Origin of the sequence: Rhodobacter sp. NSM (assembly GCF_052244495.1) — a bacterium.
Taxonomy (GTDB): Bacteria; Pseudomonadota; Alphaproteobacteria; order Rhodobacterales; family Rhodobacteraceae; genus Cereibacter_A.
In genome coordinates this window covers 520354-546175 of sequence record NZ_JBQPXH010000001.1, presented here as the reverse complement: position 1 = coordinate 546175, position 25822 = coordinate 520354, and the positions used below count along the sequence as shown (strand labels likewise).

The 25822-nt window shown below is 68.0% G+C and carries 25 protein-coding genes; 8 read left to right on the top strand and 17 right to left on the bottom strand.

Annotated elements, in window-relative coordinates:
* Positions 1–55: 55 nt before the first annotated feature.
* From ACTVZP_RS02555 to ACTVZP_RS02530, 6 genes are all read right to left on the bottom strand, one after another.
* A complete protein-coding gene (locus ACTVZP_RS02555; protein WP_443210514.1) occupies positions 56–1036 on the bottom strand; it encodes an ABC transporter substrate-binding protein in 981 nt (326 codons plus the stop codon).
* A 29-nt stretch (positions 1037–1065) separates the two neighbouring features.
* Positions 1066–1917 carry an ABC transporter permease gene (locus ACTVZP_RS02550; protein ID WP_443210513.1) on the bottom strand — a complete coding sequence of 284 codons (852 nt, stop codon included), beginning with the start codon at positions 1915–1917 and terminating at the stop codon, positions 1066–1068.
* Positions 1914–2777, bottom strand: a complete 864-nt coding sequence (locus tag ACTVZP_RS02545; protein ID WP_443210512.1) for an ABC transporter permease — start codon at positions 2775–2777, stop codon at positions 1914–1916. Before ACTVZP_RS02545 ends, ACTVZP_RS02550 begins: the two co-directional genes overlap by 4 nt.
* Before the next feature lie 183 nt (positions 2778–2960).
* Positions 2961–3761 carry an ABC transporter ATP-binding protein gene (locus tag ACTVZP_RS02540; RefSeq protein ID WP_443210511.1) on the bottom strand — a complete coding sequence of 267 codons (801 nt, stop codon included), beginning with the start codon at positions 3759–3761 and terminating at the stop codon, positions 2961–2963.
* Entirely contained in the window at positions 3761–5212 is a 1452-nt protein-coding gene (gene hydA / locus ACTVZP_RS02535) for a dihydropyrimidinase (RefSeq protein ID WP_443210510.1), read from the bottom strand. The genes ACTVZP_RS02540 and hydA overlap by 1 nt, the downstream gene beginning before the upstream one ends.
* 121 nt (positions 5213–5333) lie before the next feature.
* Positions 5334–6593 carry a Zn-dependent hydrolase gene (locus ACTVZP_RS02530; protein WP_443210509.1) on the bottom strand — a complete coding sequence of 420 codons (1260 nt, stop codon included), beginning with the start codon at positions 6591–6593 and terminating at the stop codon, positions 5334–5336.
* Positions 6594–7201: 608 nt separating this feature from the next.
* Here ACTVZP_RS02530 and ACTVZP_RS02525 point away from each other — a divergent pair.
* Positions 7202–7813, top strand: coding sequence for a TetR family transcriptional regulator C-terminal domain-containing protein (locus tag ACTVZP_RS02525; protein WP_443210508.1), 612 nt, complete (start codon positions 7202–7204; stop codon positions 7811–7813).
* Between the two features lie 38 nt (positions 7814–7851).
* Here ACTVZP_RS02525 and ACTVZP_RS02520 read toward each other — a convergent pair whose 3' ends face one another.
* From ACTVZP_RS02520 to ACTVZP_RS02505, 4 genes are all read right to left on the bottom strand, one after another.
* Positions 7852–9312: a peroxidase family protein gene (locus tag ACTVZP_RS02520; protein WP_443210507.1), complete on the bottom strand. Its 1461-nt coding sequence runs from the start codon at positions 9310–9312 to the stop codon at positions 7852–7854.
* A gap of 690 nt (positions 9313–10002) precedes the next feature.
* Complete coding sequence (gene preA / locus ACTVZP_RS02515) at positions 10003–11307, bottom strand: NAD-dependent dihydropyrimidine dehydrogenase subunit PreA (RefSeq protein WP_443210506.1); 1305 nt, start codon at positions 11305–11307, stop codon at positions 10003–10005.
* A gap of 72 nt (positions 11308–11379) precedes the next feature.
* Positions 11380–11919 carry a DedA family protein gene (locus ACTVZP_RS02510; protein WP_443210505.1) on the bottom strand — a complete coding sequence of 180 codons (540 nt, stop codon included), beginning with the start codon at positions 11917–11919 and terminating at the stop codon, positions 11380–11382.
* A 63-nt stretch (positions 11920–11982) separates the two neighbouring features.
* On the bottom strand, positions 11983–13320 hold the full coding sequence (locus ACTVZP_RS02505; protein WP_443210504.1) for an NAD(P)-dependent oxidoreductase: 1338 nt from the start codon (positions 13318–13320) through the stop codon (positions 11983–11985).
* A gap of 270 nt (positions 13321–13590) precedes the next feature.
* Between ACTVZP_RS02505 and accB the strand changes: the two genes are divergently transcribed.
* Genes accB through aat form a run of 3 tightly spaced genes read left to right on the top strand, consistent with a single transcriptional unit; the run spans position 13591 to position 16103 of the window.
* Positions 13591–14085: an acetyl-CoA carboxylase biotin carboxyl carrier protein gene (accB, locus tag ACTVZP_RS02500; RefSeq protein WP_443210503.1), complete on the top strand. Its 495-nt coding sequence runs from the start codon at positions 13591–13593 to the stop codon at positions 14083–14085.
* Positions 14086–14092: 7 nt separating this feature from the next.
* Positions 14093–15439 (top strand): acetyl-CoA carboxylase biotin carboxylase subunit, encoded by a 1347-nt coding sequence (accC, locus tag ACTVZP_RS02495; protein ID WP_443210502.1) that lies wholly within the window; start codon positions 14093–14095, stop codon positions 15437–15439.
* A gap of 19 nt (positions 15440–15458) precedes the next feature.
* On the top strand, positions 15459–16103 hold the full coding sequence (gene aat / locus ACTVZP_RS02490) for a leucyl/phenylalanyl-tRNA--protein transferase (protein WP_443210501.1): 645 nt from the start codon (positions 15459–15461) through the stop codon (positions 16101–16103).
* On the opposite strand, the gene ACTVZP_RS02485 is transcribed toward aat, so the two are convergent.
* From ACTVZP_RS02485 to ACTVZP_RS02460, 6 genes are all read right to left on the bottom strand, one after another.
* Entirely contained in the window at positions 16052–16423 is a 372-nt protein-coding gene (locus ACTVZP_RS02485) for a DUF2155 domain-containing protein (RefSeq protein WP_443210500.1), read from the bottom strand. The two genes, aat and ACTVZP_RS02485, sit on opposite strands and share 52 nt — an antisense overlap.
* On the bottom strand, positions 16420–16890 hold the full coding sequence (gene mlaD / locus ACTVZP_RS02480; RefSeq protein ID WP_443210891.1) for an outer membrane lipid asymmetry maintenance protein MlaD: 471 nt from the start codon (positions 16888–16890) through the stop codon (positions 16420–16422). The genes ACTVZP_RS02485 and mlaD overlap by 4 nt, the downstream gene beginning before the upstream one ends.
* A complete protein-coding gene (locus ACTVZP_RS02475) occupies positions 16890–17264 on the bottom strand; it encodes an NADH:ubiquinone oxidoreductase subunit NDUFA12 (protein ID WP_443210499.1) in 375 nt (124 codons plus the stop codon). Before ACTVZP_RS02475 ends, mlaD begins: the two co-directional genes overlap by 1 nt.
* Positions 17265–17388: 124 nt before the next feature.
* Positions 17389–18654 (bottom strand): ATP-dependent Clp protease ATP-binding subunit ClpX, encoded by a 1266-nt coding sequence (gene clpX, locus ACTVZP_RS02470; protein ID WP_443210498.1) that lies wholly within the window; start codon positions 18652–18654, stop codon positions 17389–17391.
* A gap of 123 nt (positions 18655–18777) precedes the next feature.
* Complete coding sequence (locus ACTVZP_RS02465; RefSeq protein ID WP_443210497.1) at positions 18778–19410, bottom strand: ATP-dependent Clp protease proteolytic subunit; 633 nt, start codon at positions 19408–19410, stop codon at positions 18778–18780.
* Positions 19411–19647: 237 nt separating this feature from the next.
* On the bottom strand, positions 19648–20256 hold the full coding sequence (locus ACTVZP_RS02460; RefSeq protein WP_443210496.1) for a CDP-alcohol phosphatidyltransferase family protein: 609 nt from the start codon (positions 20254–20256) through the stop codon (positions 19648–19650).
* 122 nt (positions 20257–20378) lie between these two features.
* Between ACTVZP_RS02460 and ACTVZP_RS02455 the strand changes: the two genes are divergently transcribed.
* The 4 genes from ACTVZP_RS02455 to ACTVZP_RS02440 all read left to right on the top strand — a co-directional run bounded on the left by ACTVZP_RS02455 (position 20379) and on the right by ACTVZP_RS02440 (position 24459).
* Positions 20379–21584 carry an ABC transporter substrate-binding protein gene (locus ACTVZP_RS02455; RefSeq protein WP_443210495.1) on the top strand — a complete coding sequence of 402 codons (1206 nt, stop codon included), beginning with the start codon at positions 20379–20381 and terminating at the stop codon, positions 21582–21584.
* 53 nt (positions 21585–21637) lie between these two features.
* A complete protein-coding gene (locus ACTVZP_RS02450) occupies positions 21638–23269 on the top strand; it encodes an ABC transporter permease (RefSeq protein ID WP_443210890.1) in 1632 nt (543 codons plus the stop codon).
* Complete coding sequence (locus ACTVZP_RS02445) at positions 23266–23925, top strand: ATP-binding cassette domain-containing protein (RefSeq protein ID WP_443210494.1); 660 nt, start codon at positions 23266–23268, stop codon at positions 23923–23925. Before ACTVZP_RS02450 ends, ACTVZP_RS02445 begins: the two co-directional genes overlap by 4 nt.
* Before the next feature lie 63 nt (positions 23926–23988).
* The gene (locus ACTVZP_RS02440; protein WP_443210492.1) at positions 23989–24459 is read left to right on the top strand and encodes a CAP domain-containing protein; all 471 of its coding nucleotides are present in this window, start codon (positions 23989–23991) and stop codon (positions 24457–24459) included.
* Positions 24460–24497: 38 nt separating this feature from the next.
* On the opposite strand, the gene ACTVZP_RS02435 is transcribed toward ACTVZP_RS02440, so the two are convergent.
* Positions 24498–25817, bottom strand: coding sequence for an ATP-binding protein (locus ACTVZP_RS02435; protein ID WP_443210491.1), 1320 nt, complete (start codon positions 25815–25817; stop codon positions 24498–24500).
* Between the last annotated feature and the right edge of the window lie 5 nt (positions 25818–25822).

The window sequence follows — 25822 nt, the reverse complement described above, 5'->3', positions numbered from 1 at the left end:
AAGGCACGCGGCGGGCGATGGCGAGGGACGCGCCACCGGCGCGCCCCTGCTGCGCTCAGTTCAGCGCCTTGTCCGTGATCTCGTGCGTCCAGGCGCCGACCGGCTCCTGCGAGATGACCGGGTCAGAGCCGCCGCCCATCAGCGTGGCCACGGTGCGCTGGTAGTCGCCCTCGTCCAGCGCGCCGTTCGAGCCTGCCGTGAGCTTGGCGACCTCGCCCATCATCCGCTTCTGGTGGCTCTCGGTCTGCGCGCCCGTGTCATCGTTGTCGAGCACGATCATCGCCGCGTCGTCCGGGTTTTCCTCGGCCCATTTCCAGCCCTTCATCGAGGCGCGCACGAACTTGGCCATGGTCTCGACGAAGGCCGGATCCTTCAGCTTGTCGGCCATGACGTAGAGCCCGTCCTCCAGCGTCGCCACGCCCTGATCCTCGTACTTGAAGGTCACGAGATCCTCGGGCGCTAGCCCTGCGTCGATGACCTGCCAGTATTCGTTGTAGGTCATGGTCGAGATGCAGGCCGCCTGCTTCTGCAGCAGCGGATCGACGTTGAAGCCCTGCTTCAGCACCGTCACGCCCTCGGGCGAGCCATCGGTCGGCAGGCCGAGCTTCGACATCCAGTTGAGGAAGGGATATTCGTTGCCGCCGAACCAGACGCCCAGCGTCTTGCCCTTGAAGTCCTCGGGCGCGGCGACGCCGGATTCCTTCAGGCAGGTCAGCATCATCCCCGAGCTCTTGAACGGCTGGGCGATGTTCACGATGTCGGCCCCCTGCTCGCGCGCGGCGAGCGCCGAGGGCATCCAGTCGACCATGACATCCGCCCCGCCGCCCAGCAGCACCTGCACCGGCGCGATGTCCGGGCCGCCCGGCTTGATCGTGACCTCGAGCCCCTCTTCCTCGTAGAAGCCCTGATCGAGGGCGACGTAGTAGCCCGCGAACTGGGCCTGCGTCACCCACTTGAGCTGAAGTGTCACCTCCTCGGCCGAAGCCGTGCCGGCGGCGAGCGCGAGAAGCGCGGCTCCGGTCAGCAGTCCTTTCATCGTTACCTCCATGTTGTGCCCCTTCGGGGCTATCGTTGACGTCGTTGGGACGGGTGCCAGAAGGTCACCCCGCGCTCGACCAGCGCGACCGCCCCATAGAAGGCCGAGCCTGCAAGGGCCGCAACAGCAATCTCGGCCCAGACCATGTCGAGCCCGAGCCGGCCCACCTCGGTCGAGATCCGGAAGCCCATGCCGCGGATCGGGCTGCCGAAGAATTCGGCGACGATGGCACCGATAAGCGCGAGCGTCGTCGCGATCTTCAGTCCGTTGAAGATGAAGGGCATCGCCGCCGGCAGCCGCAGCTTCAGAAGCGACTGCACGTAGCTCGCGCTGTAGGTCTTCATCAGGTCGCGCTGCATCCGGTCGGTGGCCGCGAGCCCCTCGACCGTGTTCACGAGCACGGGGAAGAAGACCATGACCACCACGACAGCGGCCTTGGACTGCCAGTCGAAGCCGAACCACATGACGAGGATCGGTGCGATCCCCACGATGGGCAGCGCCGCCACGAAGTTGCCCACGGGCAGGAGGCCCCTCTGCAGGAAGGGCGAGCGGTCGATGGCGATGGCGGTCACGACCGCCGCGCCGCAGCCGATGATCCAGCCCGAGAGCGCGCCCTTCACGAAGGTCTGCACGAAATCTCCCCAGAGCACCGGCAGGCTGCGGGCGATCCGTGCGCCGATGGCCGAGGGCGGCGGAAGGATCACCGAGGGCACCTCGAGCCCGCGCACCAGAAGCTCCCAGACCACGAGGATGGTGAGCCCGAAGATCGCCGGCACCAAGAGCCGCCCGAAGCGGCGCGTCGAGAAATCGGTGTGAGAGATCCGCACGTTCAGGACCAGCGTCACCACCCAGACGACAAGGGCGAGGAAGACCAGCGTCATCGCGCCATCCCCATCCGCCGCAGCACCTGTGCCTGAATCGCGCCCACGATCCCCACCAGCGCCGCAGCCACCACGGCAGCCGCAAAGAGCGCCGACCAGATCTGGATCGTCTGCCCGTAATAGCTCCCCGACAGCAGCCGTGCGCCGAGGCCCGCAACCGCGCCGGTGGGAAGCTCGCCCACGATGGCGCCGACGAGGCTCGCCGCGATCCCGACCTTCAGCGAAGCGAAGAGATAGGGCAGCGAGGCCGGCAGCCGCAGCTTCCAGAAGGCCTGCGACCGGCTCGCGTTGTAGGTGGAGAGCAGGTCGAGCTGCATCGCGTCGGGACTGCGCAGCCCCTTCACCATGCCGACGACCACCGGGAAGAAGCTGAGATAGGCCGAGATAACCGCCTTCGGCAGAAGCCCCGAGACGCCGATGGAGTTCATCACCACGATGATCATCGGCGCGATCGCAAGGATCGGGATGGTCTGGCTCGCGATGGCCCAGGGCATGACGCTCTGATCCATGGCACGGTTGTGGATGATGCCGACCGCGAGCAGGATGCCGAGCCCGGTGCCGATGCCGAAGCCCAGAAGCGTGGCCGACAGCGTGATCCAGCCGTGATAGACGAGGCTGCGCTTCGAGGTGATCTTCTGGCCGGCCACGCCGTCCCAGAGGCCCTTCGCCACCTGATGCGGCGCGGGCAGGACGGGGCGTTCCTGGCTCATCGTCCGGGGCAGGATCTCCGAAAGACCGATCTCCTCGCCGGCGCGCGCCGCCTGGTCGCGCACCCATTGCGCGTTCATCGCGACCGAGGCGGCGTACCAGAGCGCCACGATCACGGCGACGACCGTCAGGACGGGAACGAGTGACCTCATGCGCCGGCTCCGGATGCGGGATGTCTCACCGGGCGAATGGCACCGACCGCGCGCTCGTGGCCGACGGATTGTGCAGGACACTGACGGCCCGGAGGGATGGCACGAACCGAAAACCCAATCCGGACAATGCCCTCAGCGGCGGAATTCACGATTTGCACGAAGTCTCTTCCCGCCCACCGCCGCTCAGTCGTCATAGGAATGCCCCGCCCGAAGCCCCTCGCGGACGCGATGGGCGATCTCGATGAACTCGCGGCTGTCGCGGATGTCGAGCGGCCGCTCGCGCGGCAGCGGGCTTTCGATCACGTCGGTGATCCGTCCCGGGCGCGGGCTCATCACCACGATCCGCGTCGAAAGATAAACCGCCTCAGGGATCGAATGGGTCACGAAGCCGATGGTCTTGCCGGTGCGCGCCCAGAGCTTCAGCAGCGCCTCGTTCAGCCGGTCGCGCACGATCTCGTCCAGCGCGCCGAAGGGCTCGTCCATCAGCAGGATATCGGCATCGAAGGCCAGCGCCCGCGCGATCGAGGCGCGCTGCTGCATGCCCCCCGAGAGCTGCCAGGGGTATTTCTTCCCGAAGCCCTCCAGCTCGACCAGCTGCAGCACGTCCTTCACGCGCCGCTCCTGCTCGTCGCGGGCAAATCCCATGATCTCCAGCGGCAGGCGGATGTTGCCCGCGATGGTGCGCCAGGGATAAAGCCCGGCCGCCTGAAAGACATATCCATAGGCGCGGCGGCGGCGCGCCTCCTCGGGCGTCATGCCGTTCACGCGCAACTCGCCCTCGGTGGGATGCTCGAGCGCCGCCACCGCGCGCAGGAAGGTAGTCTTGCCGCAGCCCGAGGGGCCGATGAAGGAGACGAAGTCTCCCTTCATCACCTTCAGGTCCACGTCCTTCAACGCATGAACCGGCCCGTCCGCGGTGGCGAAGGTCAGGCCCACGCCCCGCGCCTCGATCACCGGCCGGCCACTCGCAAGGGCGTCTCCCATCAGACCCCCGTGGCCGGGATGCCGGAGCGCTCGACCGCGCGCGGCGCCGTCAGCTCCTTCCAGGCCGAGAGCGCGCGGTTGACCGCCGGGCGCGGCTCTCGCGCGACGAACTGCCCGTGGCCTTCCTCGGTGCGGATCTCGCCGTCGGCCACGGCGACCTTGCCGCGGGTCAGCGTGAAGCGCGGCAGGCCCTTCACCTCCTTGCCCTCGAAGACGTTGTAGTCGATCGCCGACTGCTGCGAGCCTGCCGAGATCACCTTGGTCTTCTCCGGGTCCCAGACCACGAGATCGGCATCCGCCCCCACCAGCACCGCGCCCTTCTTCGGGTAGCAGTTCAGGATCTTCGCGATATTGGTCGAGGTTACGGCCACGAACTCGTTCGGCGTCAGACGTCCGGTGTTCACGCCATGCGTCCAGAGCATCGGCATCCGGTCCTCGAGCCCTCCCGTCCCATTGGGGATCTTGGTAAAGTCGTTCAATCCGAAGCGCTTCTGATCCGTCGTGAAAGCGCAGTGATCGGTCGCCACGACCGAGAGCGACCCCGACTGCAGCCCGGCCCAAAGCGAGTCCTGATGCTGCTTGTTGCGGAAGGGCGGGCTCATCACCCGGCGGGCGGCATGGTCCCAGTCGGGGTTGAAATACTCGCTCTCGTCCAGCGTCAGGTGCTGGATCAGCGGCTCGCCCCAGACCCGCTTGCCCTGCATCCGCGCCCGCCGGATCGCCTCGTGCGCCTCCTCGCAGGAGGTGTGCACGACATAGAGCGGCACGCCCGCCATGTCCGCGATCATGATGGCGCGGTTCGTGGCCTCGCCCTCGACCTGCGGGGGGCGCGAGTAGGCATGGGCCTCGGGCCCGCGATTGCCCTCGGCCAGCAGCCGCGCGGAAAGCTCGGCCACCACGTCGCCGTTCTCGGCATGGACCATGGCGAGCGCCCCCAGATCGGCGCAGCGACGGAAGCTTGCATAGAGCTCGTCGTCGTTCACCATCAGGGCGCCCTTGTAGGCCATGAAATGCTTGAACGAGGTGATCCCCTGATCAACCACCGCCTGCATCTCGTCGAAGACCTGCTCGCCCCACCAGGTGATCGCCATGTGGTAGGAATAGTCGCAGTTGGCGCGCCCCGACTTGTTGTGCCACATGGCGAGCGCATCCATCAGCCCCTGCCCGGGGGCAGGCAGCGCGAAATCGACCACCATCGTCGTGCCGCCCGCGAGCGCGGCCCGGGTTCCACTCTCGAAATCGTCCGAGGAATAAGTGCCCATGAAGGGCATCTCGAGATGGGTATGCGGGTCGATCCCTCCCGGCATCACGTAGCAGCCGGTCGCGTCCAGCACCTCGTCGCCTGCGAGATCCGGCCCGATTTCGGTAATCACACCGCCCTCGATCCGCACATCGGCCCTGTAGGTAAGATCGGCCGTGACGATCGTTCCGTTCCTGATGACTGTGCTCATGATCCTCTCCTTCGACCGCCGTGCTGTCGGAGCGGCAGCGCTGTCCTCGCCGCCCGCCCCTTCATTCTCGCCCGAATATCCTCGGGGGGGGCCGGGGGGCAGACAGCCCCCCGGGCTCTCGTCAGGCCACCACGCCCGCGCTTTCGAGCACCGCGTGGAACAGCACCTCGGCCCCGGCGGTCGCCCATTCCGGCGAGATCTCCTCGGCCTCGTTGTGCGAGAGCCCGCCCACGCAGGGGCACATGACCATCGTGGCGGGCGCGACCTTCGCGGCCCAGCAGGCGTCGTGGCCCGCGCCCGAGATGAGGTCCATGTGGCTCAGCCCCAGCTTCTCGGCCGCAGCGCGCACGTTCGCCACCAGTTCAGGCGCGAAGGTCACGGGATCGAAATGGCCCACCGGTTCGACCGCGCAGCCGACGCCCAGTTCCTCGCAGATCGCGGCCGCGCGGCTCTCGATGGCCGCGCGCATCCCGTCGAGCTTGGACTGGTCGGGCGAGCGGATGTCCACCGTGAACACGACCCTGCCCGGCAGCACGTTGCGCGAGTTGGGCGCGAAGGTCACCTGCCCCACGCCGCCAACGGCACCCGGCTGGGCCGCCATCGCCACCTCCTGCACCATCTCGAAGATCCGTGCCATGGCGAGGCCCGCATTGGTGCGCATTCCCATGGGAGTGGAGCCGGTATGCGCCTCCTTCCCTGTCAGGGTGAATTCGAGCCACCACAGACCCTGGCAATGCGTGACCACCCCTATGGTCTTTCCTTCGGCCTCGAGGATCGGCCCCTGTTCGATGTGAAGCTCGTAATAGGCGTGCATCTTCCGTGCGCCGACCTCCTCCTCGCCCTTCCAGCCGATGCGGGAGAGTTCGTCGCCGTAACTCTTGCCCTCCAGATCCTTCCGGCCATAGGCGTAGTCGAGCGAGTGGATCCCGGCGAAAACCCCCGAGGCGAGCATGGCGGGGGCGAAGCGTGCGCCCTCTTCGTTGGCCCAGTTGGTCACGACGATCGGATGCTTGGTGCGGATGCCGAGATCGTTCAGGCTGCGCACCACCTCCAGCGCGCCGAGCACCCCCAGCACGCCGTCATACTTGCCGCCGGTAGGCTGTGTGTCGAGATGGCTTCCCACATAGACCGGCAGCGCTTCGGGATCCTCGCCTGCACGGGTGGCGAACATGGTGCCCATCGCATCGACGCCCATGCTGCAGCCCGCCTCCTCGCACCAGCGGGCGAAAAGCGCGCGTCCTTCGGCATCGGCATCGGTCAGGGTCTGGCGGTTGTTGCCCCCGGCCACGCCGGGGCCGATCCTGGCCATGTCCATGAGGCTGTCCCACAGGCGTTCGCCGTTGATGCGCAGGTTCTCACCTGCCGCCGCCGTCTCGGCCATGCTCTTCTCCCTGTCCGGGGTTGCAGGGCGCAAAAGCGCCGCGCGCCCCGACTCTTCTGTTGCGCATCGTTCGACCATCCGGTCAGACGGGAGCGCAACATAACCTGACCAAGCGGTCAATAAATATCTCCGAGCGCTGCCCGACCTGCCCCACGGAGGGGCGGCCGATTGCAGACCGGGCGCGCCGTCCCGCAGCGACCGGCACCGTCTCACAGAGACAAATTCAGGCAGGCTCAGGATGCTGGGCAGACCGGTTGGGCCGGAGCTGCCTTCCGGAGATGCTCTCGGCGGGCCGCATCCAGGTATCCCGGCCGCGAGGGCGCGCGGCGCGAGCGAGGTGGCGCATGTTCGGAACCGCTCATGCGACCAAAAGGCTCAAGCTGCCAGGATGCCCGGTTCGAGGGCGTCCCTGCCCATATCGACGTCAGGATGCGAACCTTCGACTGTCCCGCGACCTCGCAGAGTCATGACGGCGGCCCCAAGGCCCCTCCGTCGCCCACGCGGCGCATCCGGACGCCGCGAATCTTTGACCATACGGTCAGGAAGCGGCTACCGTTCCGTCGCATGAAGGAGCGACGCATGGATCCCGACCCACACGGACCGCAAGGATGAGCCGGCCACGGCAAACCCGCATCCAGCAGCGGAACTCGGAAGCCATCCTCGAGGCGGCGCTCGAGGTCTTTGCGGCTCAGGGCTTCCGCGGCGCGACGCTCGACCAGATCGCCGAGGTCGCGGGCCTGTCGAAGCCGAACCTGCTCTACTACTTCCCGTCCAAAGAGGCGATCCATCTCGCCCTCCTCTCGCAGTTGCTCGAGACGTGGCTCGACCCGCTGAAGGCCATGAACCCCGAAGGCGACCCGGTGCAGGAGATCCTCGCCTATGTCCGCCGCAAGCTCGAGTTGTCGCGCGACTTCCCGCGCGAGAGCCGGCTGTTCGCCAACGAGATCCTTCAGGGCGCGCCGCGCCTGCGCCCGGTGATCGAGACCGACCTGAAGGATCTGGTCGAGGAGAAGGCCGCCGTCCTCGACCGCTGGATGACCGAGGGCCGGATCGCCCGGCTTCATCCCGTGCATCTGATCTTCTCGATCTGGGCGCTGACACAGCATTACGCCGATTTCGACATGCAGGTGCGGGCGGTCCTCGGCAAAGCCGAGCCCGACCCCTTTCCGGAGGCCGGGCTCTACCTCGAGACGGTGTTCCGCCGCCTTCTGGCGGTCTGACCTGCACCAGCCGGGAGCGCGGTCCGGCGCCGCAGACCTCAGGCGGTGGGGCCGCCGTCTCCGGTGGGGTTGATGTCGCTCACGAAGTTCAGCAGGTCGACCATGGTGAAGGTGTCCGGCTCGGCCCGCGGCAGCTCGGGTTTCCAGTTGCTGCGCAGCCAGAGGAACGAGCGCTGGTCGCCATGCACGAGGCCAAGGAAGGTCTCGGCGACGATGATCGACCCCACTGGGCCGAGCGCGCGCCCGTCGCGCAGGAGCTGCGCCTCTTTCAGGATGTAGTACCAGAGCGGCGTTTCCTCATGCAGCCCGTGCGCCGCCGCGGCCGCGCCGTCCGGACCCGAATCCGCGATGTCCTGCGGATCGAGCGGCGCCACGCCCATCGCCGCCGCCACCGACTGCCCCGAAGGCAGGCCCAGCAACACCCCGCGCCGCAGGTTCAGGAAGGCGAGGATGCCCGCCTTCTCCGAGCCCGCGCCCGGCAACTGGTGTAGCGCCGGCACCAGCAGCGGGTCGATCCGCCGCGAATGGTTGACGGTCACGCCATCCGGATTGCCGCCGAAGTCATAGAAGCGGCGCCAGTCGATCACCCAGTTCGAGGGCAGCGTGGCCTGCGCCCCGACGGGCGGGAACGAGCCTGCCGGCGCCTGCGCCGCGAGATCGCCGATGATGGAGCCCGACTTGGCGGTGAAGGCGAAGAGCAGGCCCAGCGACCCCGGCGCCAACGCGACCGGGCCGGAGTTGAACACCCGGTTGTGGTCGTAGGTCTCGCGCACCATCGAATGCCCGAGCCTGTAGCCCGCCGCCGAGAATTCCACCGGCATGTAGGGCCGCGAGCGGAAGCGGTAGAAGCGCCGCCCCTCGTCCTTGATACGCCGGATGAGCCCGGGCTCGGTGAGGCGCTCCACGAAGTCGAAGAGCACGATCCACTGGTAGTGCCATGTGGTGACGCGACGCGCCTCGTCGAAGAGCTCGCCCGAGCTGAGGCCGGGGCTGCGCTCGGCCACCCAGTCCACCACCTTGTTGTGGAACTTGATCATGGCGAGATGGGTCTGCGCCACCAGCAGGTTCTCGTCGTTGCGCTCGTCGCCGATGATGGCGCGGCCGGCGCTGCTGCGCGGCAGGTCGTTCGGCAGGTCCGGGATCGTGCCGCCCGCGGCGTCCGGCGATGTCGTGGCCTTGCCGACCAGCAGCTTCGGCGTCATCGCGCCGGTGGCCGGATCGCGCTGGTAGAGATAGGGCGCGAGCGCCGGTCCCGGCCCGTAGAGCGCGTCGAGATCGAGCGCGGGCGTGCGGAAGTTGACGGTGGCGAGCGGATCCTCCTTCTGGACCTCCTGCGGGGTCAGGTCGAGGGTGATGTCATGGTCGATGAACTGGCCGAGATAGGTGAAGCCCGCCGGCACGTCGGGATTGTCGCCCGCAGCCGAGGCGGGCTCGACGTCCTTCATGGCGCGGGCGAGATCGAGAAGCGCCTCGTCGACCACGAAAAGCGGCGGCAGCATCGGGAACATCCGCCCGAACTTGCCGGGATCGCCGTGACCGGAAAGGGCATTCAGGGAAGCGGGCGAAGGCTCTCGCGGCGAGTGGCCGTGGTGGCATTCGAGGCCGTGGGGACGCGTAGGCTCGTGAGCGAAGGAACGACGGAAGTCCTGCCGAGCAGTCATGCGATGTCTCCATCTCTTCGGAATGTCTGGGATCGAAATATCTGCGTAGAAAAGATGCGCGCCGAGGGAATCAAATAGGCCCGGCGCATCACCAAGATACAGCAACCCCAGGCCGAAATCAAAAATTTGGCCGCACGCCAAGGTAGAAGCGCAAGGCGCTACCTGCTTCGCAGGTGCAGCGTGATGGCGAGCCTGACCGGCAAGTGATACCGGTATCGGCGAAAAACCGGGCGCCATGCGGGCGGTTGCCGGTGCGCCGGAAGAACGCGATCCCGGCTTTTCTCTGCGGCTGCAGCACGGGCTTCAAGCGGAATGCCGCCTGCCCGGTGCCCGCGCGCGGACCGTCCGGGTGGGCGGCACCGGGCAGTGGACCGTCGGGTTCAGGCCTCTGGCGCCAATCGCCGCGCACGCGCGGGCGGTCCGGTCATGCCTTCCTGAGCAGGATAAACGACCAGTGGCCGCGCGTGCGCAGGCCGTCCCTGCCTCGCTTCCGGTTGCGGCGCCTGCGCAGAGGCGCCGCAGGATCGCTCATTCGGCGGCTTCGCGCACCGAGGGGTTGTTCGGATGGCTGAGCCAGTTGGCGTAGTCGCCGATGGTGCGGCCCGTCCGGGGATCTGTCGCCCCTTTCGGCAGCTCGCGCATCGTGATGCAATCCTCGACGGGGCAAACGTCCACGCAGAGATTGCAGGCCACGCATTCCTCGTCCTTCACCGAGAAGATGCGGTCGGGCGACATGGCGATGGCCTGGTGGCTGGTGTCCTCGCAGGCGGCATAGCAGCGGCCGCACTTGATGCAGAGCTCCTGATCGATCTGGGCCTTGGTGACGTAGTTCAGGTTCAGATACTGCCAGTCGGTCACGTTCGGCACCGCACGGCCGACGATGTCCGCCGTCGAGGCAAAGCCCTTTGCGTCCATGTAATCCGAGAGCCCCGAGATCATCTCCTGCACGATGCGGAAGCCATAGGTCATCACGGCGGTGCAGACCTGCACGTTGCCTGCGCCGAGCAGCATGAATTCGACCGCGTCGCGCCAGGTGGTGACGCCGCCGATGCCCGAAATCGGCAGACCATGCGTTTCGGGGTTGCGCGCGATCTCGGCCACCATGTTCAGCGCGATGGGCTTCACCGCGGGGCCGCAATAGCCGCCGTGGGTGCCCTTGCCGTCGATCATCGGCTCGGGACAGAAGGCGTCGATATCGACGCTGGTGATCGAGTTGATCGTGTTGATCAGGCTGACGGCATCGGCGCCGCCGCGCTTCGCGGCCTCGGCGGGCTTGCGGATGTCGGTGACGTTGGGGGTGAGCTTCACGATGCAGGGCATGCGCGAATTCTGCTTCACCCAGCGCGTGACCATCTCGATGTATTCCGGCACCTGCCCCACGGCCGAGCCCATGCCGCGCTCGGCCATGCCGTGCGGACAGCCGAAGTTCAGCTCGACCCCGTCGGCCCCGGTATCCTCGACATGGGCGAGGATGTCCTTCCACGACTGCTCGTCGCAGGGCACCATCAGCGAGACGACCAGCGCGCGGTCGGGATAGTCGCGCTTGACCGCCTTGATCTCGCGCAGGTTCACCTCGAGCGGCCGGTCGGTGATGAGCTCGATGTTGTTCAGCCCCAGAAGCCGCCGGTCCGCGCCATAGACCGCGCCGTAGCGCGGGCCGTTCACGTTCACGACCGGCGGGCCTTCGGAGCCCAGCGTCTTCCAGACGACGCCGCCCCAGCCCGCCTCGAAGGCGCGGCGGACGTTGTATTCCTTGTCGGTGGGCGGCGCGGAGGCCAGCCAGAACGGATTGGGGGACCTGATGCCGAGGAAGTCGGACTGAAGATTGGCCATGGAGTGCTCCTCACAAATGGGGAACGGGCCGCGATGCGGCCTGACGGGGTGCCATGGAACGGGCAGCGACGGTCAGCCGCCCGTGACGAGATTCCAGAGATAGCCGAGGATGTTGCCGCCGATCTCGCCCGATTTCGGCGTGGCCCAGGCCCAGGCGATGCAGCCCAGGATGTTGACCGGCGCGAACTTCCAGAACGAGAGCCGCGAGACCCCGGCCAGAACGAAGACCACCGCGCGCAGCGGACCGAAGAAATGGCCGATGATGACCGCAAGCGATCCCCAGCGCGAGAAGGCGTCCGTCCCGCGACGGACGAGCGCCTGGTGGTCGCGCATCGGCGGCATCTCGAGCGCCCGTGGACCGAACCGCCAGCCGAGCCAGAAGGAGAAGAAGGAGCCCAGCATCGCGCCGATCGAGGCGCCGATCCAGATCGGAGTGAAGTCCAGCCCGCCGGTCGCGACCAGCGCCCCCACTCCGAACAGGATCGCGGTCGAGGGAATGAGGATCGACAGGAAGGCCGTCGTCTCTGCCGCGGCAAATCCCATGGCGATCCAGAGCGCCCAGGCACTGTTGTCGCGGATGAAATCCACGATCGTCTCGACGATGCCTTCCATGCGCCTCTCCGGTGCTGACCGGGCGATTGCCTAGCCCGAAGCCGATGGCCTTGCAAGGCAGGGTCATGGGCGGCACAGCTCGGCATGGATGTCGATGGCGGCATCCCGCCCCTGGGCAACCGCTGTCACCGTCAGGTCCTCGCCGCCCGTGGCGCAGTCGCCGCCCGCCCAGACGCCGGCAAGGCTCGTCCGTCCCGAGGCATCCACCGCGATCTTGCCGCCGCTGAGGACGAGGCCCTCGGGCACGTCGCCGAGCGTCTGGCCGATGGCCTTGAAGAGCTGGTCGGCCTTGAGCCGGAAAGTCTCGGGCAGGAGCTTCAGCCCCTCGGGACCGTCCTCGGTATAGGCGAACTCGACCTCGCGCACCGCGCCGTTGCCATGCACCTTCACCGGCGCGGCGTTGCAGATCAGGCGCACGCCATGCGACGTGGCATGCTCCTGCTCGTGGCGCGAAGCGCTCATCCTCTCCTGCCCGCGGCGATAGACGATGGTCACGTTCTCGGCCCCGAGCAGCTTCGCCTGCACGCCCGCGTCGATGGCCGTCATGCCGCCGCCAACCACCACGACATTACGGCCGATGGGCAGCGCGGCGAGATCCTCGGCCTGACGCAGCGCCGCGATGAAATCGACCGCCGGATAAACATGGCCGCGATCCTCGCCCTCGGTCCGGAGCGCGTTCACCCCCGACAGCCCCATCCCGAGGAACACTGCGTCATGCTCCTCTCGCAGTCCCCCGAGCGTCACATCCCTCCCGAGCGCCATGCCCGTCTTCAGCGTGATCCCGCCGATCATCATCAGCCAGTCCACCTCGGCCTGGGCGAAGTTGCCGGGTGTCTTGTAGCTGGCGATGCCGTATTCGTTCAGCCCGCCGGGCTTCGGACGCGCGTCGAAGATCGTGACCTCGTGCCCGAGCATCGCCAGGCGGTGCGCGGCGGCGAGACCCGCAGGGCCTGCCCCCACCACCGCCACGCGCTTGCCCGTCGCAGCCGCCCGGGCAAAGGGGTGGAGGTTCTTCGCCATCAGCGTGTCGGTCGCGTGGCGCTGCAGCCGCGCGATCTCGACCGGCTTGCCCTCGGCCACCTCGCGGACGCAGACCTCCTCGCAGAGCTGCTCGGTCGGGCAGACGCGGGCACACATTCCGCCGAGGATGTTCTGGGTGAAGATCGTCCGCGCCGCGGCCTCGGGCGTGCCGGTTGCGATCTGGCGGATGAAAAGCGGGATGTCGATCGCCGTCGGGCATGCCGTGACGCAGGGCGCGTCGTGGCAGAAGTAGCAGCGGTCCGCGGCGACCTTCGCCTCGTGGCGATCCAGCGGCGGCTCTACATCGGCGAAGTTCCGGCAGTAGGCATCCGCTGGCAGACGCCCCGGCACCACGCCGGGCGTAAGCTGGCTGTTGGACAACGTCGGGCCCTCCCTGGGCTGTTGATTGTGGAAACAGGCTGGCACGACCCCGATTTTTTACCAAACGATAAATAATCACCCGGCCGGTGGAGGCACGCTCTCGCGCAGGAACATCGGCTCTTTGCCCGAAAAAGCGGCAGGGCCTTGCCTTCTCGCGACGAACTGGCGCTTTTCTCCCCCGCGCCCTTTGCGTATAAGCCAGCAAACCGCGCGCCGGGCCGGGCCGAGCGGCCCGTCTCCTTCCGGCAGAAAAGCCAACCCGAGGACGTCATGAGCAAGAACAACACAGAGGCCGATGTCGCCTTCATCCAGGCCCTGGCCGAGCTTCTGAACAGCAACGAACTGACGGAACTTTCGGTCAAGCGGGAATACGGCGAGGACGACAGCCTCGAGGTCCGCGTGGTCAAGCAGGCGAACATCGTCACGACGCAGGTCGCGGCGCCGATGATGGCACCGGCGCCGGTGGTGTCCGCAGGCGCGGCCCCTGCCGCCGCGGCGTCCCCTGCCGCGGTCGAGGATCCGGCGCAGCATCCGGGCGCGGTCACCTCGCCCATGGTCGGCACCGCCTACATCGCGCCCGAGCCGGGCGCCTCGCCCTTCGTCACCGTGGGTTCGGCGGTCTCGGAAGGCCAGACCCTCCTGATCATCGAGGCGATGAAGACGATGAACCACATCCCGGCCCCCCGCTCGGGCACGGTGAAGCGGGTTCTCGTCTCGGACGGCACGGCGGTCGAATACGGCGCGCCCCTCATGATCATCGAGTGAGGCCCCGATGTTCGAGAAGATCCTGATCGCCAACCGCGGCGAGATCGCCCTGCGCGTGATCCGGGCCTGCCAGGAGATGGGGATCAGGTCGGTCGCCGTCCATTCGACGGCGGACGCGGATGCCATGCACGTGCGCATGGCCGACGAGAGCGTCTGCATCGGCCCCGCCTCCTCGGCCGAGAGCTACCTCAGCAAGGCCTCGATCATCTCGGCCTGCGAGATCACCGGCGCCGAGGCCGTGCACCCCGGCTACGGCTTCCTCTCCGAGAACGCGGCCTTCGCCCAAGCACTGCAGGACCACGGGATCGAGTTCATCGGCCCGACTGCGGATCACATCCGCATCATGGGCGACAAGATCACCGCGAAGGACACGATGAAGGCGCTCGGCGTGCCCTGCGTGCCGGGATCGGACGGCGGCGTGCCGGACTACGAGGCCGCCATCGCCACCGCGAAGGAGATCGGCTTCCCGGTCATCATCAAGGCCACGGCGGGCGGCGGCGGGCGCGGCATGAAGGTCGCCCGCAACGAGGAAGAACTCGAGATCGCCTTCCGCACCGCGCGCGCCGAGGCGAAGTCCGCCTTCGGCAATGACGAAGTCTACATGGAGAAGTATCTCCAGAAGCCGCGGCATATCGAGATCCAGGTCTTCGGCGACGGCAAGGGCCGCGCGGTCCACCTGGGCGAGCGCGACTGCTCGCTGCAGCGCCGGCACCAGAAGGTGTTCGAGGAAGCCCCCGGCCCGGTCATCACGCCCGAAATGCGCGCGAAGATCGGCAAGATCTGCGCCGAGGCCGTGGCCCGGATCAACTATATCGGCGCCGGCACGATCGAGTTCCTCTACGAGGAGGGCGAGTTCTACTTCATCGAGATGAACACCCGCCTGCAGGTGGAACACCCTGTCACCGAAGCGATCTTCGGCGTGGACCTCGTGCGCGAGCAGATCCGCGTGGCGGCGGGCCTGCCGATGTCCTTCAGCCAGGAGGCGCTGGAGATCAACGGCCACGCCATCGAGGTCCGGATCAACGCCGAGAAGCTGCCGAACTTCTCCCCCTGCCCCGGCAAGGTGCGGGTCTTCCATGCGCCCGGCGGTCTGGGCGTGCGGATGGACTCGGCGCTCTACGGCGGCTATTCGATCCCGCCCTACTACGACAGCCTCATCGGCAAGCTGATCGTGCATGGCCGCGACCGGCCCGAGGCGCTCGCGCGCCTGCACCGCGCGCTGGGCGAGCTGATCGTGGACGGGATCGACACGACCGTGCCGCTCTTCCACGCGCTTCTGGCCGAGCCCGACATCCAGAATGGCGACTACAATATCCACTGGCTGGAAAAATGGCTCGCCGCCCAGTTCGGCTGACCTTCCGCTCGGGCGGCGCATGAAGCCGCCCGAACTTTCCCCCCGCCTGCTGCTGCGCGCCTATGCCTTGGGAATCTTCCCGATGGCCGAGTCGCGCGACGATCCCGCCATTCACTGGATCGATCCGAAATGGCGCGGCATTATCCCCCTCGACGGCTTCCGGATCTCGCGCAGCCTCGGGCGACGCATCCGGCGGATGGACTGGCGAATCTCGGTGGACGAGGATTTTGCGGGCACCGTCGAGGGCTGTGCCGACCGGGACGAGACCTGGATCAATTCCACGATCTTCCGTCTCTACATCGCCCTCCATGCCCTGGGCCACGCCCATTCGCTCGAAGTGCGCGAGGGCGACACACTGGTGGGCGGCGTCTACGGCGTGACGCTCGGCCGGGCCTTCTTCGGCGAGAGCATGTTCTCGCGCCGGACCGATGCCTCGAAGGTCGCGCTGGCCTTCCTGATCGACCGGTTGCGCGCCGGAGGCTTCACGCTCTTCGACACCCAGTTCCTCACCCCCCACCTCGCCTCGATGGGTGCGGTCGAGATCTCGCGCGCCGACTATCAGGACAGGCTGGCCGAAGCTCTGACGGGGACGGCGGAATTCGAGCCGCCGGGCTACTGGCCCGACCCGGCGTCCGTGGTGCAGCGCAGCAGCCAGACGTCGTAGCGCGGGTGGTCGAGCGCCGAGAGTGCCGGGCTCGAGGCGATCATCCAGCCGTCGAAGACCGGCTCGGCCGCGCGCGAATCCCGGATCGTGAGATGGGCATAGGCGTCCGAGGCCGGGTCGCCCGCGGGGAAACGGCATTCGTCGAGTTCGATGGTCAGGTGGCCGCTGACCGCGGACTGGCCGCGCTGCAGTTCCACATCCGCGGTCTCGCCCGACATCTTGTCGAGCCAGCGCAGGAGCGCGCCGCCGCCTTCGGCCGTGCGCAGATCCTGCGCCATCGCCGGCGCGGCCATCAGGAGCAGCGCCGCGAGGATCTTCATCCCTCGTCGCCCTTTATCGTGTCCTCGGCGCCCGAGCCCACGAACTTCATCAGAAGCGAGATCAGGCTGACCGACCCCTGGGTGTCCTCGATCTCCTCGCCAGGTTGGAGGTTCTCGAGCGCGCCGCCGGGGACGAGTTCGACGAAGTTGCCCCCCAGAAGTCCTTCGGACGAGATCAGGATGGCAGAATCCGTCGGCAGACCGATCCCTTGCCGGACCGAGATCGTGGCATCGGCGAAGAAGGTCTGCGGGTTCAGCGAAAGCGCCGTCACCGTGCCGACCTTGACGCCCGCGAGACGCACATCGGTTCCGACCGAGATGCCCTCGGCCGACCGGAAACTCGCCGTCAGCGGATAGGAGCCGCCGTCGCGGGTGATCCCTGCGCTCTCGCCGGCATAGACGAGGAAGCCGATCGCCGCCGCGAGGACCGCAGCTCCGGCAAGGATTTCTGAACGGTTCTCGGCCATTATTCGGGCTGCCATGCCTCGTAGTCACGCCGGGCCACCGGCTCGGTGCGACGGATCGAACCGGGCGGCGCATAGGCGCGGTCGGTCCCGGTCAGATTCTCGACATGCGCCTTCTCCCACGGCTTGTGCAGCAGAGGCCTTGATGTCGGCGGATCCTCCCAGGTGTTGTGCAGCCAGCCGTGCCAGTCCGGGCTGATGCGGCTGGCCTCGATCTCTCCGTTGTAGATCACCCAGCGGCGCTTCCCGTCCTTGGAGGTGTAGAAGAGGTTGCCCTGCTCGTCCTCGCCGACCTTCACGCCATACCGCCAGGTGAAAAGCTGGGTGCCGAGCGTCTGGCCGGTCCACCAGGTGATCGCGCGCTTGAGAATGGACATCCACGAGCCTCCGAAAGCTGTTGCACCGATATGGCAAATGCCGCCGCCGAGGTCCAGCGGGATCGGCAGAAAAGAAGAAGGCGGGCCTGAACCCGCCTTCGAATCCGCAGGCGCGGAGGCGCCGTCAGCTCGCGGTCGCGTCTTTCTTTTTCGTGACCTCGGTGTAGATCAGGAGCGGCTTCGCCCCGGAGTTCACCGCTTCCTCGTTCACGACCACCTCTTCCACGCCCTCGAGGCCCGGAAGCTCGAACATCGTGTCGAGGAGGATATCCTCCATGATCGAGCGGAGGCCGCGCGCACCGGTCTTGCGCTTGATCGCGCGCTTGGCGATCGCGACCAGTGCATCGGCCGTGAAGGTGAGCTTCGTGCCCTCGATCTCGAACAGCCGCTGATACTGTTTGACCAGCGCGTTCTTCGGCTCGGTCAGGATGGTGACCAGCGCCGACTCGTCGAGGTCGGTCAGCGTCGCGATCACCGGCAGACGGCCGACGAATTCCGGGATCAGGCCGAACTTCAGCAGATCCTCGGGCTCGAGTTCGGTGAACAGTTCGCCCACGCCACGCGAGTCCGGATCCTTGACCTCGGCGCCAAAGCCGATACCCGACCCCTTGCCGCGCTGCGCGATGATCTTTTCAAGACCCGCGAAGGCGCCACCGCAGATGAAGAGGATGTTGGTCGTGTCTACCTGCAGGAATTCCTGCTGCGGATGCTTGCGCCCGCCTTGCGGGGGAACGCTCGCCACCGTGCCTTCCATGATCTTCAGCAGCGCCTGCTGCACCCCCTCGCCCGAGACGTCGCGGGTGATCGAGGGGTTGTCGGACTTGCGGGTGATCTTGTCGACCTCGTCGATGTAGACGATGCCGCGCTGCGCCCGCTCGACGTTGTATTCCGAGGCCTGCAGAAGCTTCAGGATGATGTTCTCGACATCCTCGCCGACATAGCCGGCTTCCGTCAGCGTCGTCGCATCCGCCATGGTGAAGGGCACGTCGAGGATGCGGGCCAGCGTCTGCGCGAGCAGCGTCTTGCCGCAACCGGTCGGGCCGATCAGCAGGATGTTCGACTTCGACAGCTCGATGTCGTTCTTCGAGCTGTGGTTGAGCCGCTTGTAGTGGTTGTGCACCGCGACCGAGAGCACCCGCTTGGCGTGCATCTGCCCGATCACGTAATCGTCGAGCACCTTGCAGATCTCGCGCGGGGTGGGGACTCCATCCGCCGACTTGAGGCCGGTGGATTTCGTCTCCTCGCGGATGATGTCCATGCAGAGCTCGACGCACTCATCGCAGATGAACACGGTCGGCCCTGCGATCAGCTTGCGCACCTCATGCTGGCTCTTGCCGCAGAAAGAGCAGTAGAGGGTGTTCTTGCTGTCGCTGCCAGAATTGTTCGCCATCGTCGTCCTCTGCCGTCGCCTTGGGGCCCACCCTGCCGGCCTGAAGCGAAAGTCTAGGACAAGCCCCCGACCTTCACAACGCCAAATCGCCCCCCGCCGTCCGCGGCGCCGGGGGGCCGTTCGTCACTTCGCCGTGTCGTCCGCCCTGCTGCGGCTTTCGAGGATCTCGTCGATGAGACCCCAGGCCTTGGCATCCTCGGCCGACATGAAGTTGTCGCGCTCGAGCGCAGCCTCGACCGTTTCGAGGTCCTGGCCCGTGTGCCGGACGTAGATCTCGTTCAGCCGACGCTTGAGCTTTTCCGTCTCGCGCGCGTGGATCATGATGTCGGTGGCCTGGCCCTGGTAGCCGCCCGAGGGCTGGTGCACCATCACCCGGCTGTTGGGCAGCGAGAAACGCATCCCCTTCTCGCCCGCGGTCAGCAGCAGCGAACCCATCGAGGCCGCCTGCCCGATCACCAGCGTCGAGACCTTGGGCCGGATGTACTGCATCGTGTCGTAGATCGACAGACCCGAGGTCACCACTCCACCCGGCGAGTTGATGTACATCGCGATTTCCTTCGAGGGGTTCTCCGCCTCGAGGAACAGCAGCTGCGCGCAGATCAGCGACGACATCCCGTCGTGCACCGGCCCGGAGAGGAAGATGATCCGCTCCTTCAGCATGCGGCTGTAGATGTCGTAGGCCCGTTCCCCCCGGCTGGTCTGTTCGACCACCATCGGCACGAGCGTGTTCATGTAGAGATCGATAGGGTCTTTCATGTGCGCCTGCTGTCCCGTGATATTTGCAACGATTATCGTCCAGCTGTTACCCGAGTCTTAGTGGCGCGCTCCCGCCCCCGCAAGGGTGGCGGAAAAAATGGGCGGCTGCGGTGGCTCGCGGCATCGGCGCCTCGGATCCGCCCATCGGTCCGCGCCAAGGGCCGTCCGCGCCCGGATTCCGGGGATCTTCCGGCTGCCGGAGCGCCCGTCACGGACAGCCTGCGGCTCGATGCGCGCTCAATCCCGGAACAGGCGGCGGGCGAGGAGCACGCGGCTCGCGGCGGTGACGAAGCAGAGCGTGCCGAAAATCCAGGCAGCGGGAGAGAAGAACTGCGGAAAAAGGCACAGGAACAGGAAGAAGAGGATCGTCTCGCTGCCTTCGAGAAGCCCTGCGGTGAAATAGAGCGATTTCTCGCCGCGCGCCCGCGTCTCCAGTCCGCGCCGGGCGGCCAGCACCGCAAACCCGAGGAAGCTCGATCCGTTGACATAGAAGGAGGCGAGGAGGAAGGCGCCCGCCACCCCGTCGGAAGGCTCGCGCAGCACGAAGGCCAGGGGGAAGGCCGCGTAGAAGAGGAAGTCGCAGGTGATGTCGAGATAGCCGCCGAAGTCCGTCTTGTGCCGTGCCCGCGCGATCGCGCCGTCGAGCCCGTCGGCCACCCTCCCGGCAAGGAAGGGCAGGACGGCCCATGCGGTCGGCACCCCGATCGCCACCAGAAAGGCCGCCGTCAGACCCAGCGCGAGGCCAGCCAGCGTGACCGCATCCGCGCTCCAGCCGCGGCGGGCCAGCACGCGCCCCGCCCGGTTCAGCGGCGGGTCGATCAGGCGTCTCATCAGGCCGTCGAGCATGGCGCCTCCTGCACTATCTCTCTCTGGCGCAAGCGCTGCGCCGGTGCAACGGCGGCGATTGCCGCCGGGGGGTGGCGCGGTTTAAGTCAGGTCTGGCGAGGTGGCGCCAGGAAGGAGACCGGATGCTGAGACGGACGATGGGGGCGGCGCTGGTCTGCCTCGCGGCACTAGCATCCCCGGCGCGGGCAGACGAGGCATGGGATCGGGTGCTCGCCGAGGCAGAGGGCCAGACGGTCTACTGGCACGCCTGGGGTGGCGATCCGAAGATCAACGCCTTCATCTCGTGGGTGGGAGATCAGGCGCGCGCACGCTACGGGGTGACGCTCGAACAGGTGAAGCTTGCGGACACGACTGACGCGGTGGCGCGGGTGCTGGCCGAGAAGCAGGCCGGGCGCAGCGAGGGCGGCGCGGTCGATCTCATCTGGATCAACGGCGAGAACTTCGCGGCGATGAAGGCACAGGGGCTCCTGTCCGAACCCTTCGCCGAGAGCCTCCCGAACTGGCCCCTCGTCGATGTCGCGGGCAAGCCGGCGGTCGTCACCGACTTCACCGAGGCCACGGACGGGCTCGAGAGCCCCTGGGCCATGGCCCAGCTCGTCTTCGAGCATGACAGCGAGCGGCTGCCCGCGCCGCCGCGCCGTCTCTCCGACCTGCTCGCCTGGATCGAGGTCAATCCCGGCAGATTCACCTTTCCCCAGCCGCCGGACTACCTCGGCACGACCTTCCTCAAGCAGGTGCTCTACGGCGTGATCGAGGATCCGCGCCTCCTCCAGAAGCCCGTCGATCCAGCCACCTACGAGGAGGCCACGGCGCCGCTCTGGGACTGGCTCGACCGGGCGGAGCCGCATCTGTGGCGCGAGGGTCGCGCCTATCCGGCCAACGAGCCCGCTCTCGGCCAGCTCTTTGCCGACGGCGAGATCGCCATCTCCTTCGCCTTCAACCCGGGCCGCGCCTCGGCAGCCATCGCGGCCGGAGAGCTGCCGGACACGGTCCGCACCTTCACGCTCGAGGGCGGCACCATCGGCAATGCGAGCTTCGTGGCCATTCCCTTCAACGCAAGCCACGAGGCGGGCGCGAAGGTGATCGCGAACCTCCTGCTCGACCCCGAGGTGCAGGCGCGGGCGCAGGATCCGGCCATGCTCGGCTTCCAGACCGTGCTGGATCTCGCGCGGCTGTCGCCCGAGGACCGGGCGCGTTTCGACGCCCTCGACCTCGGCCTGGCCACGCTCGCCCCGGACGAACTCGGCCCGGCCCTTCTCGAACCGGATGCCAGCTGGATGGAGCGGATTGCCGAGGACTGGACGCGCCGATACGGAACCGCCCGGTGAGGAAAGGCGCGGGCGCGCTCCTGCGGCAGGCGCCGCGGCTGACGCTCGCGCTGATGCTCTTGCCGGTGGCGGCGGGGCTTGCGGGCACCATCGCCCCCGCCTTCGGGCTGGGCGACGGTCCCGATCTCGCGGCCTTCCGAGCGCTGGCCGACTGGCCGGGCCTCGGCGCCTCGCTGCGCCTCTCGCTCGTCACAGGGATGGCCTCCACGGCGCTCGCCCTCGGCCTGACGCTCCTGATCCTTGCCCTTCTGCCCGGCGGGCGACTGTTCGGGGCGGTGCTCCAGCTGCTCTCGCCGCTCCTCGCCGTCCCGCATGCGGCGGTCGCCCTGGGGCTGGCCTTCCTCATCGCGCCCTCGGGGTGGATCCTGCGCGCCCTCTCGCCCTGGGCGACCGGTCTCGGGGTGCCGCCCGATCTGCTGACGCTGAACGACCCTGCGGGCCTGGCTCTGATCGCGGGGCTCGTCGCGAAGGAGGTGCCCTTCCTTCTCCTGATGTCGCTGGCCGCCCTGCCCCAGACCGATGCCGCCCGGCGGACGATGCTTGCCGAGACGCTCGGCTACGGCCGCGCGGCAGGCTGGGCCCTGTCCGTCCTTCCCGCGCTCTATGCCCAGATTCGGCTGCCCTGCTATGCGGTGCTGGCCTATTCGATGTCGGCGGTCGAGATGGCCATGATCCTCGGCCCCAACCGTCCGCCCACGCTTGCCGTGCAGATCGCGCTCTGGATGGCGGATCCGGCGCTGGCCGAGCGGGGCCGCGCCGCGGCGGCGGCGCTCCTGCAGCTCGCGCTGGTGCTGGCGGCGCTCGGGATCTGGCGGAGCGCCGAAATCGTGGGGCGCCGCCTGCTGCTGCGCGCGGCTGGCGGCGGATGGCGGGGCGTGACGCTGGATGCGTTCCTGCGGCCGCTGACGCTCGGCGGCACGGCCCTCGTGCTCGCGGCGGTCTTCCTCGGACTGGCGGGGCTCGCGGTCTGGTCCGTGGCGGGCCTCTGGACCTTTCCCGACGCGCTTCCGCGGACCTTCAGCCTCCGCGTGTGGCGCGAGGCGGCGCCCGACCTTGCCCGCACCGCCACGCTCACGCTCGGGCTGGCGGCGGCGGTCGCGACAGCGGCGCTCGCACTGACGCTCGCCTGCCTCGAGGCGGAGCAGCGTCACGCGCTCGTCCCTTCGCCGCGCGCGATGACGACGCTCTACCTGCCGCTCATCGTTCCGCAGGTGGCCTTCCTGCCGGGTCTTCAGGTGGCGGCGCTCGGCCTCGGCCTCGACGGCACGCCACTCGCGGTCGCGGCGGCGCATCTGGTCTTCGTGCTGCCCTATGTCTTCCTGTCGCTCTCGGCGCCCTGGCGTGCCTGGGACGCGCGGATCGGACAGGTGGGCGCAGCGCTCGGTGCCTCGCCGGACCGCATCTTCTGGCGGTTGCGCCTGCCCATGCTGCTGCGGCCTGTGCTGACGGCCCTCGCGGTCGGCATGGCCGTCTCGATCGGGCAATACCTGCCGACGCTGCTGATCGGCGGAGGCAGGGTCACCACCCTCACAACCGAGGCAGTGGCGCTGTCGTCGGGCGGAAACCGGCGCATCGTCGGTGCCTACGCACTCCTGCAGATGATCCTGCCCGCCGCCGGATTCGCGGCGGCGCTGCTCCTGCCCGCCCTCCTCTTCCGCCGCCGGCGCGGCATGAGAGCCGCATGAGGGGGCTCAGGCTCGACCGCCTCCGCGTGACGCGCGGCGATGCCGTGCTGGTCGATCTCGACCTCGCCGTGGCCCCGGGCGAGGTGGTGACCATCATGGGCCCTTCCGGTTCGGGCAAGTCCACGGCGCTGGCCGCGATCATCGGCACGCTCGCCCCCGCCTTCCGGCAGAGCGGGCGCATCCTGCTGGACGGCCGGGACGTGACGCCTCTGCCCACGCGCAGCCGGCGCATCGGGCTGCTGTTTCAGGACGACGTGCTGTTTCCGCACCTGTCGGTGGCGGGCAACCTCGGCTTCGGCCTGCCGCCGTCGATCCGCGGCGGCGAGCGCCGGGCACGAATCGAGGAGGCGCTGGCGCTGGCCGATCTGGCAGGCTTCGCGGACCGGGACCCTGCGACGCTCTCGGGCGGTCAACGCGCCCGGGTGGCCCTTATGCGGACGCTGCTGGCCGAGCCCGCGGCGCTGCTTCTCGACGAGCCGTTCTCGCGCCTCGACGCAGAACTGCGCGCACAGATTCGGGGCTTCGTGCTCGGGCGTGCACGGCAGGTCGGCCTGCCGGTGGTCCTGGTGTCGCACGACCCGGAGGATGCCGCCGCGGCCGGAGGCCGGATCGTGGCGCCGGCAGGAATCCGCAACCCGGGCCGGGCGACGCCATGATACCGCCTCGAATTTTTCAACTTTTGCGTGCATGGGAACCTCAGCTCAAATAAGATGAGTCCCATGCGCCCACTCCTGCTCAGCCTTCTCATCCTCGCAGCGGCGCCCCTGCAGGCCGCCCAACCCTGCAAGGCCCCGCAGGGGGCCGACGCGCTTCGTGTCGAGGTGATCCGCCTCGTCAGCGCCGAACGCCGCAAGGCAGGCCTTCCGCCGCTGGATCTGTCGCGGAAGTTGCAGGGCGCGGCACAGGTGCAGGCCTGCGACAACGCCCGCCGGTCGGTCCTCTCGCACGAGACCTCAAACGGTTCCGGCCTGACCGACCGCCTGCGCAGGCAAGGCTACCGGTTCCGCGCGGCGGCCGAGAACATCGCGCGCGGTCCTTCCACGGCCCAGAGGGTGGTCGAGCTCTGGATGAATTCGGCGGGACACCGCAAGAACATCCTGATGCGCGGCGTGCACGAGGCGGGCGTGGGCATTGCTCCGGGCAAGGACGGACGGGCGCAGTGGTCGCTCGTGCTCGCGAAGCGGAAGTAACTGAAACCGGGCCGGCGTGGCGCCGCAGCCCCGGCAGTTCAGCGAGCGAACATGAGTTCCGCGCGCAATCCCCCCAGCGTTTCGCTCTCGCCCAGACGCAGGGTGCCACCGTGACTGCGGGCAATGTCCATCGCGATGGTCAGGCCAAGCCCGACGCCTCCGCCACGGTTCTGGTTGCGCGCCTTGTCGAGCCGGGTGAAAGGGCGAAGCGCCTCTTCCCGCCGCTCCCGCGGGATGCCGGGGCCGTCATCCTCGACCGCGATCCGGAGCGCCCGTTCCCCGAGCACGACCGAGACCTCGGCCCTTCGTCCGTAGCGGACGGCATTGCCCAGCAGGTTCTCGAGCGCCCTGCCCACCGCCGCCGGCCGCAGGAGCATGGTGCCGGTGCCCTCGGCCTTCACCAGCGTCACGTCCTGCCCCATCCGCTGGCCGTTCTCGACGGCGCGTGCAACCAGCGCCAGCGGATCCACCTCCTCCGCCTCATCGAGCGCATCCCCGCGGACGAAGGACAGAAACTCGTCCACCAGCCGCTCCATGTCGGCCACGTCACGCAGAAGCTCCTCGGCTTCGTCCGGATCGGACAGCATCGACAGGCCCAGCCGAAGCCGGGTGAGCGGGGTGCGCAGGTCGTGGCTCACGCCCGAGAGCATCAGCGTCCGTTGCTCGATCTGCCGTTCGATCCGCGCCCGCATCTCGAGGAAGGCCTGCCCGGCCGAACGGACCTCGAGCGCCCCGCGCGGCCGGTAGGGGATGTGCTGGCCCTTGCCGAAGGCCTCCGCCGCATCCGCGAGCCGCGTGATCGGGCGAAGCTGATTGGACAGGAAGAGATAGGCGATGATCGTCATGAGCAGCGAGGTGACGATCATCAGCACCAGGAGCTGGTGAGGATTCGAGGCCGAGACGCGCCGCCTCTCCACCGCCACCGACATCGGCCCGTGATCCGTCACGAAGAGGAGCTGCACCTCGTTGTCGTTCGTCACGAGATCGACGGTCGCAAGCCCCGGCAGCCCGTTGCGCAGCGTCAGGATGAGTTGGCGTCCAGACAGGTCCAGAAAGTCCCGTCGGTCCGCCTCGGCATTCCAGGCGGCAGGCAGCGCAACCCGGAACTCGAGCGCCGCGCCCAGGGCCGCCGCGCGTTCCTCCGCGGCCGCAAGTGTCGGCGCCGCGTCCACCTCCTCGATCAGGTGGCGCAGCTCGATCACCAGCCCGCGGGCCATCTGACGCGTGACGCCCTCGTAATGGCGCTGGATGAAGGATATGGAGATGACGAGCTGGATCGTGACGATGGGCACGATCAGGATGAGGGCGGCGCGGCCATACAGGCTGCGTGGGACGACGGACTTGAGCGGCGCGAACATGGGGT

What these genes read in the sequence shown, in the direction of transcription:
- ACTVZP_RS02555 (WP_443210514.1), bottom strand. Translation starts at nt 1,036, where the DNA reads ATGAAAGGACTGCTGACCGGAGCCGCGCTTCTCGCGCTCGCCGCCGGC.
- ACTVZP_RS02550 (WP_443210513.1), bottom strand. Translation starts at nt 1,917, where the DNA reads ATGACGCTGGTCTTCCTCGCCCTTGTCGTCTGGGTGGTGACGCTGGTC.
- ACTVZP_RS02545 (WP_443210512.1), bottom strand. Translation starts at nt 2,777, where the DNA reads ATGAGGTCACTCGTTCCCGTCCTGACGGTCGTCGCCGTGATCGTGGCG.
- ACTVZP_RS02540 (WP_443210511.1), bottom strand. Translation starts at nt 3,761, where the DNA reads ATGGGAGACGCCCTTGCGAGTGGCCGGCCGGTGATCGAGGCGCGGGGC.
- hydA (WP_443210510.1), bottom strand. Translation starts at nt 5,212, where the DNA reads ATGAGCACAGTCATCAGGAACGGAACGATCGTCACGGCCGATCTTACC.
- ACTVZP_RS02530 (WP_443210509.1), bottom strand. Translation starts at nt 6,593, where the DNA reads ATGGCCGAGACGGCGGCGGCAGGTGAGAACCTGCGCATCAACGGCGAA.
- ACTVZP_RS02525 (WP_443210508.1), top strand. Translation starts at nt 7,202, where the DNA reads ATGAGCCGGCCACGGCAAACCCGCATCCAGCAGCGGAACTCGGAAGCC.
- ACTVZP_RS02520 (WP_443210507.1), bottom strand. Translation starts at nt 9,312, where the DNA reads ATGCTGCCGCCGCTTTTCGTGGTCGACGAGGCGCTTCTCGATCTCGCC.
- preA (WP_443210506.1), bottom strand. Translation starts at nt 11,307, where the DNA reads ATGGCCAATCTTCAGTCCGACTTCCTCGGCATCAGGTCCCCCAATCCG.
- ACTVZP_RS02510 (WP_443210505.1), bottom strand. Translation starts at nt 11,919, where the DNA reads ATGGAAGGCATCGTCGAGACGATCGTGGATTTCATCCGCGACAACAGT.
- accB (WP_443210503.1), top strand. Translation starts at nt 13,591, where the DNA reads ATGAGCAAGAACAACACAGAGGCCGATGTCGCCTTCATCCAGGCCCTG.
- accC (WP_443210502.1), top strand. Translation starts at nt 14,093, where the DNA reads ATGTTCGAGAAGATCCTGATCGCCAACCGCGGCGAGATCGCCCTGCGC.
- aat (WP_443210501.1), top strand. Translation starts at nt 15,459, where the DNA reads ATGAAGCCGCCCGAACTTTCCCCCCGCCTGCTGCTGCGCGCCTATGCC.
- ACTVZP_RS02485 (WP_443210500.1), bottom strand. Translation starts at nt 16,423, where the DNA reads ATGAAGATCCTCGCGGCGCTGCTCCTGATGGCCGCGCCGGCGATGGCG.
- mlaD (WP_443210891.1), bottom strand. Translation starts at nt 16,890, where the DNA reads ATGGCCGAGAACCGTTCAGAAATCCTTGCCGGAGCTGCGGTCCTCGCG.
- ACTVZP_RS02475 (WP_443210499.1), bottom strand. Translation starts at nt 17,264, where the DNA reads ATGTCCATTCTCAAGCGCGCGATCACCTGGTGGACCGGCCAGACGCTC.
- clpX (WP_443210498.1), bottom strand. Translation starts at nt 18,654, where the DNA reads ATGGCGAACAATTCTGGCAGCGACAGCAAGAACACCCTCTACTGCTCT.
- ACTVZP_RS02465 (WP_443210497.1), bottom strand. Translation starts at nt 19,410, where the DNA reads ATGAAAGACCCTATCGATCTCTACATGAACACGCTCGTGCCGATGGTG.
- ACTVZP_RS02460 (WP_443210496.1), bottom strand. Translation starts at nt 20,256, where the DNA reads ATGCTCGACGGCCTGATGAGACGCCTGATCGACCCGCCGCTGAACCGG.
- ACTVZP_RS02455 (WP_443210495.1), top strand. Translation starts at nt 20,379, where the DNA reads ATGCTGAGACGGACGATGGGGGCGGCGCTGGTCTGCCTCGCGGCACTA.
- ACTVZP_RS02450 (WP_443210890.1), top strand. Translation starts at nt 21,638, where the DNA reads ATGCTCTTGCCGGTGGCGGCGGGGCTTGCGGGCACCATCGCCCCCGCC.
- ACTVZP_RS02445 (WP_443210494.1), top strand. Translation starts at nt 23,266, where the DNA reads ATGAGGGGGCTCAGGCTCGACCGCCTCCGCGTGACGCGCGGCGATGCC.
- ACTVZP_RS02440 (WP_443210492.1), top strand. Translation starts at nt 23,989, where the DNA reads ATGCGCCCACTCCTGCTCAGCCTTCTCATCCTCGCAGCGGCGCCCCTG.
- ACTVZP_RS02435 (WP_443210491.1), bottom strand. Translation starts at nt 25,817, where the DNA reads ATGTTCGCGCCGCTCAAGTCCGTCGTCCCACGCAGCCTGTATGGCCGC.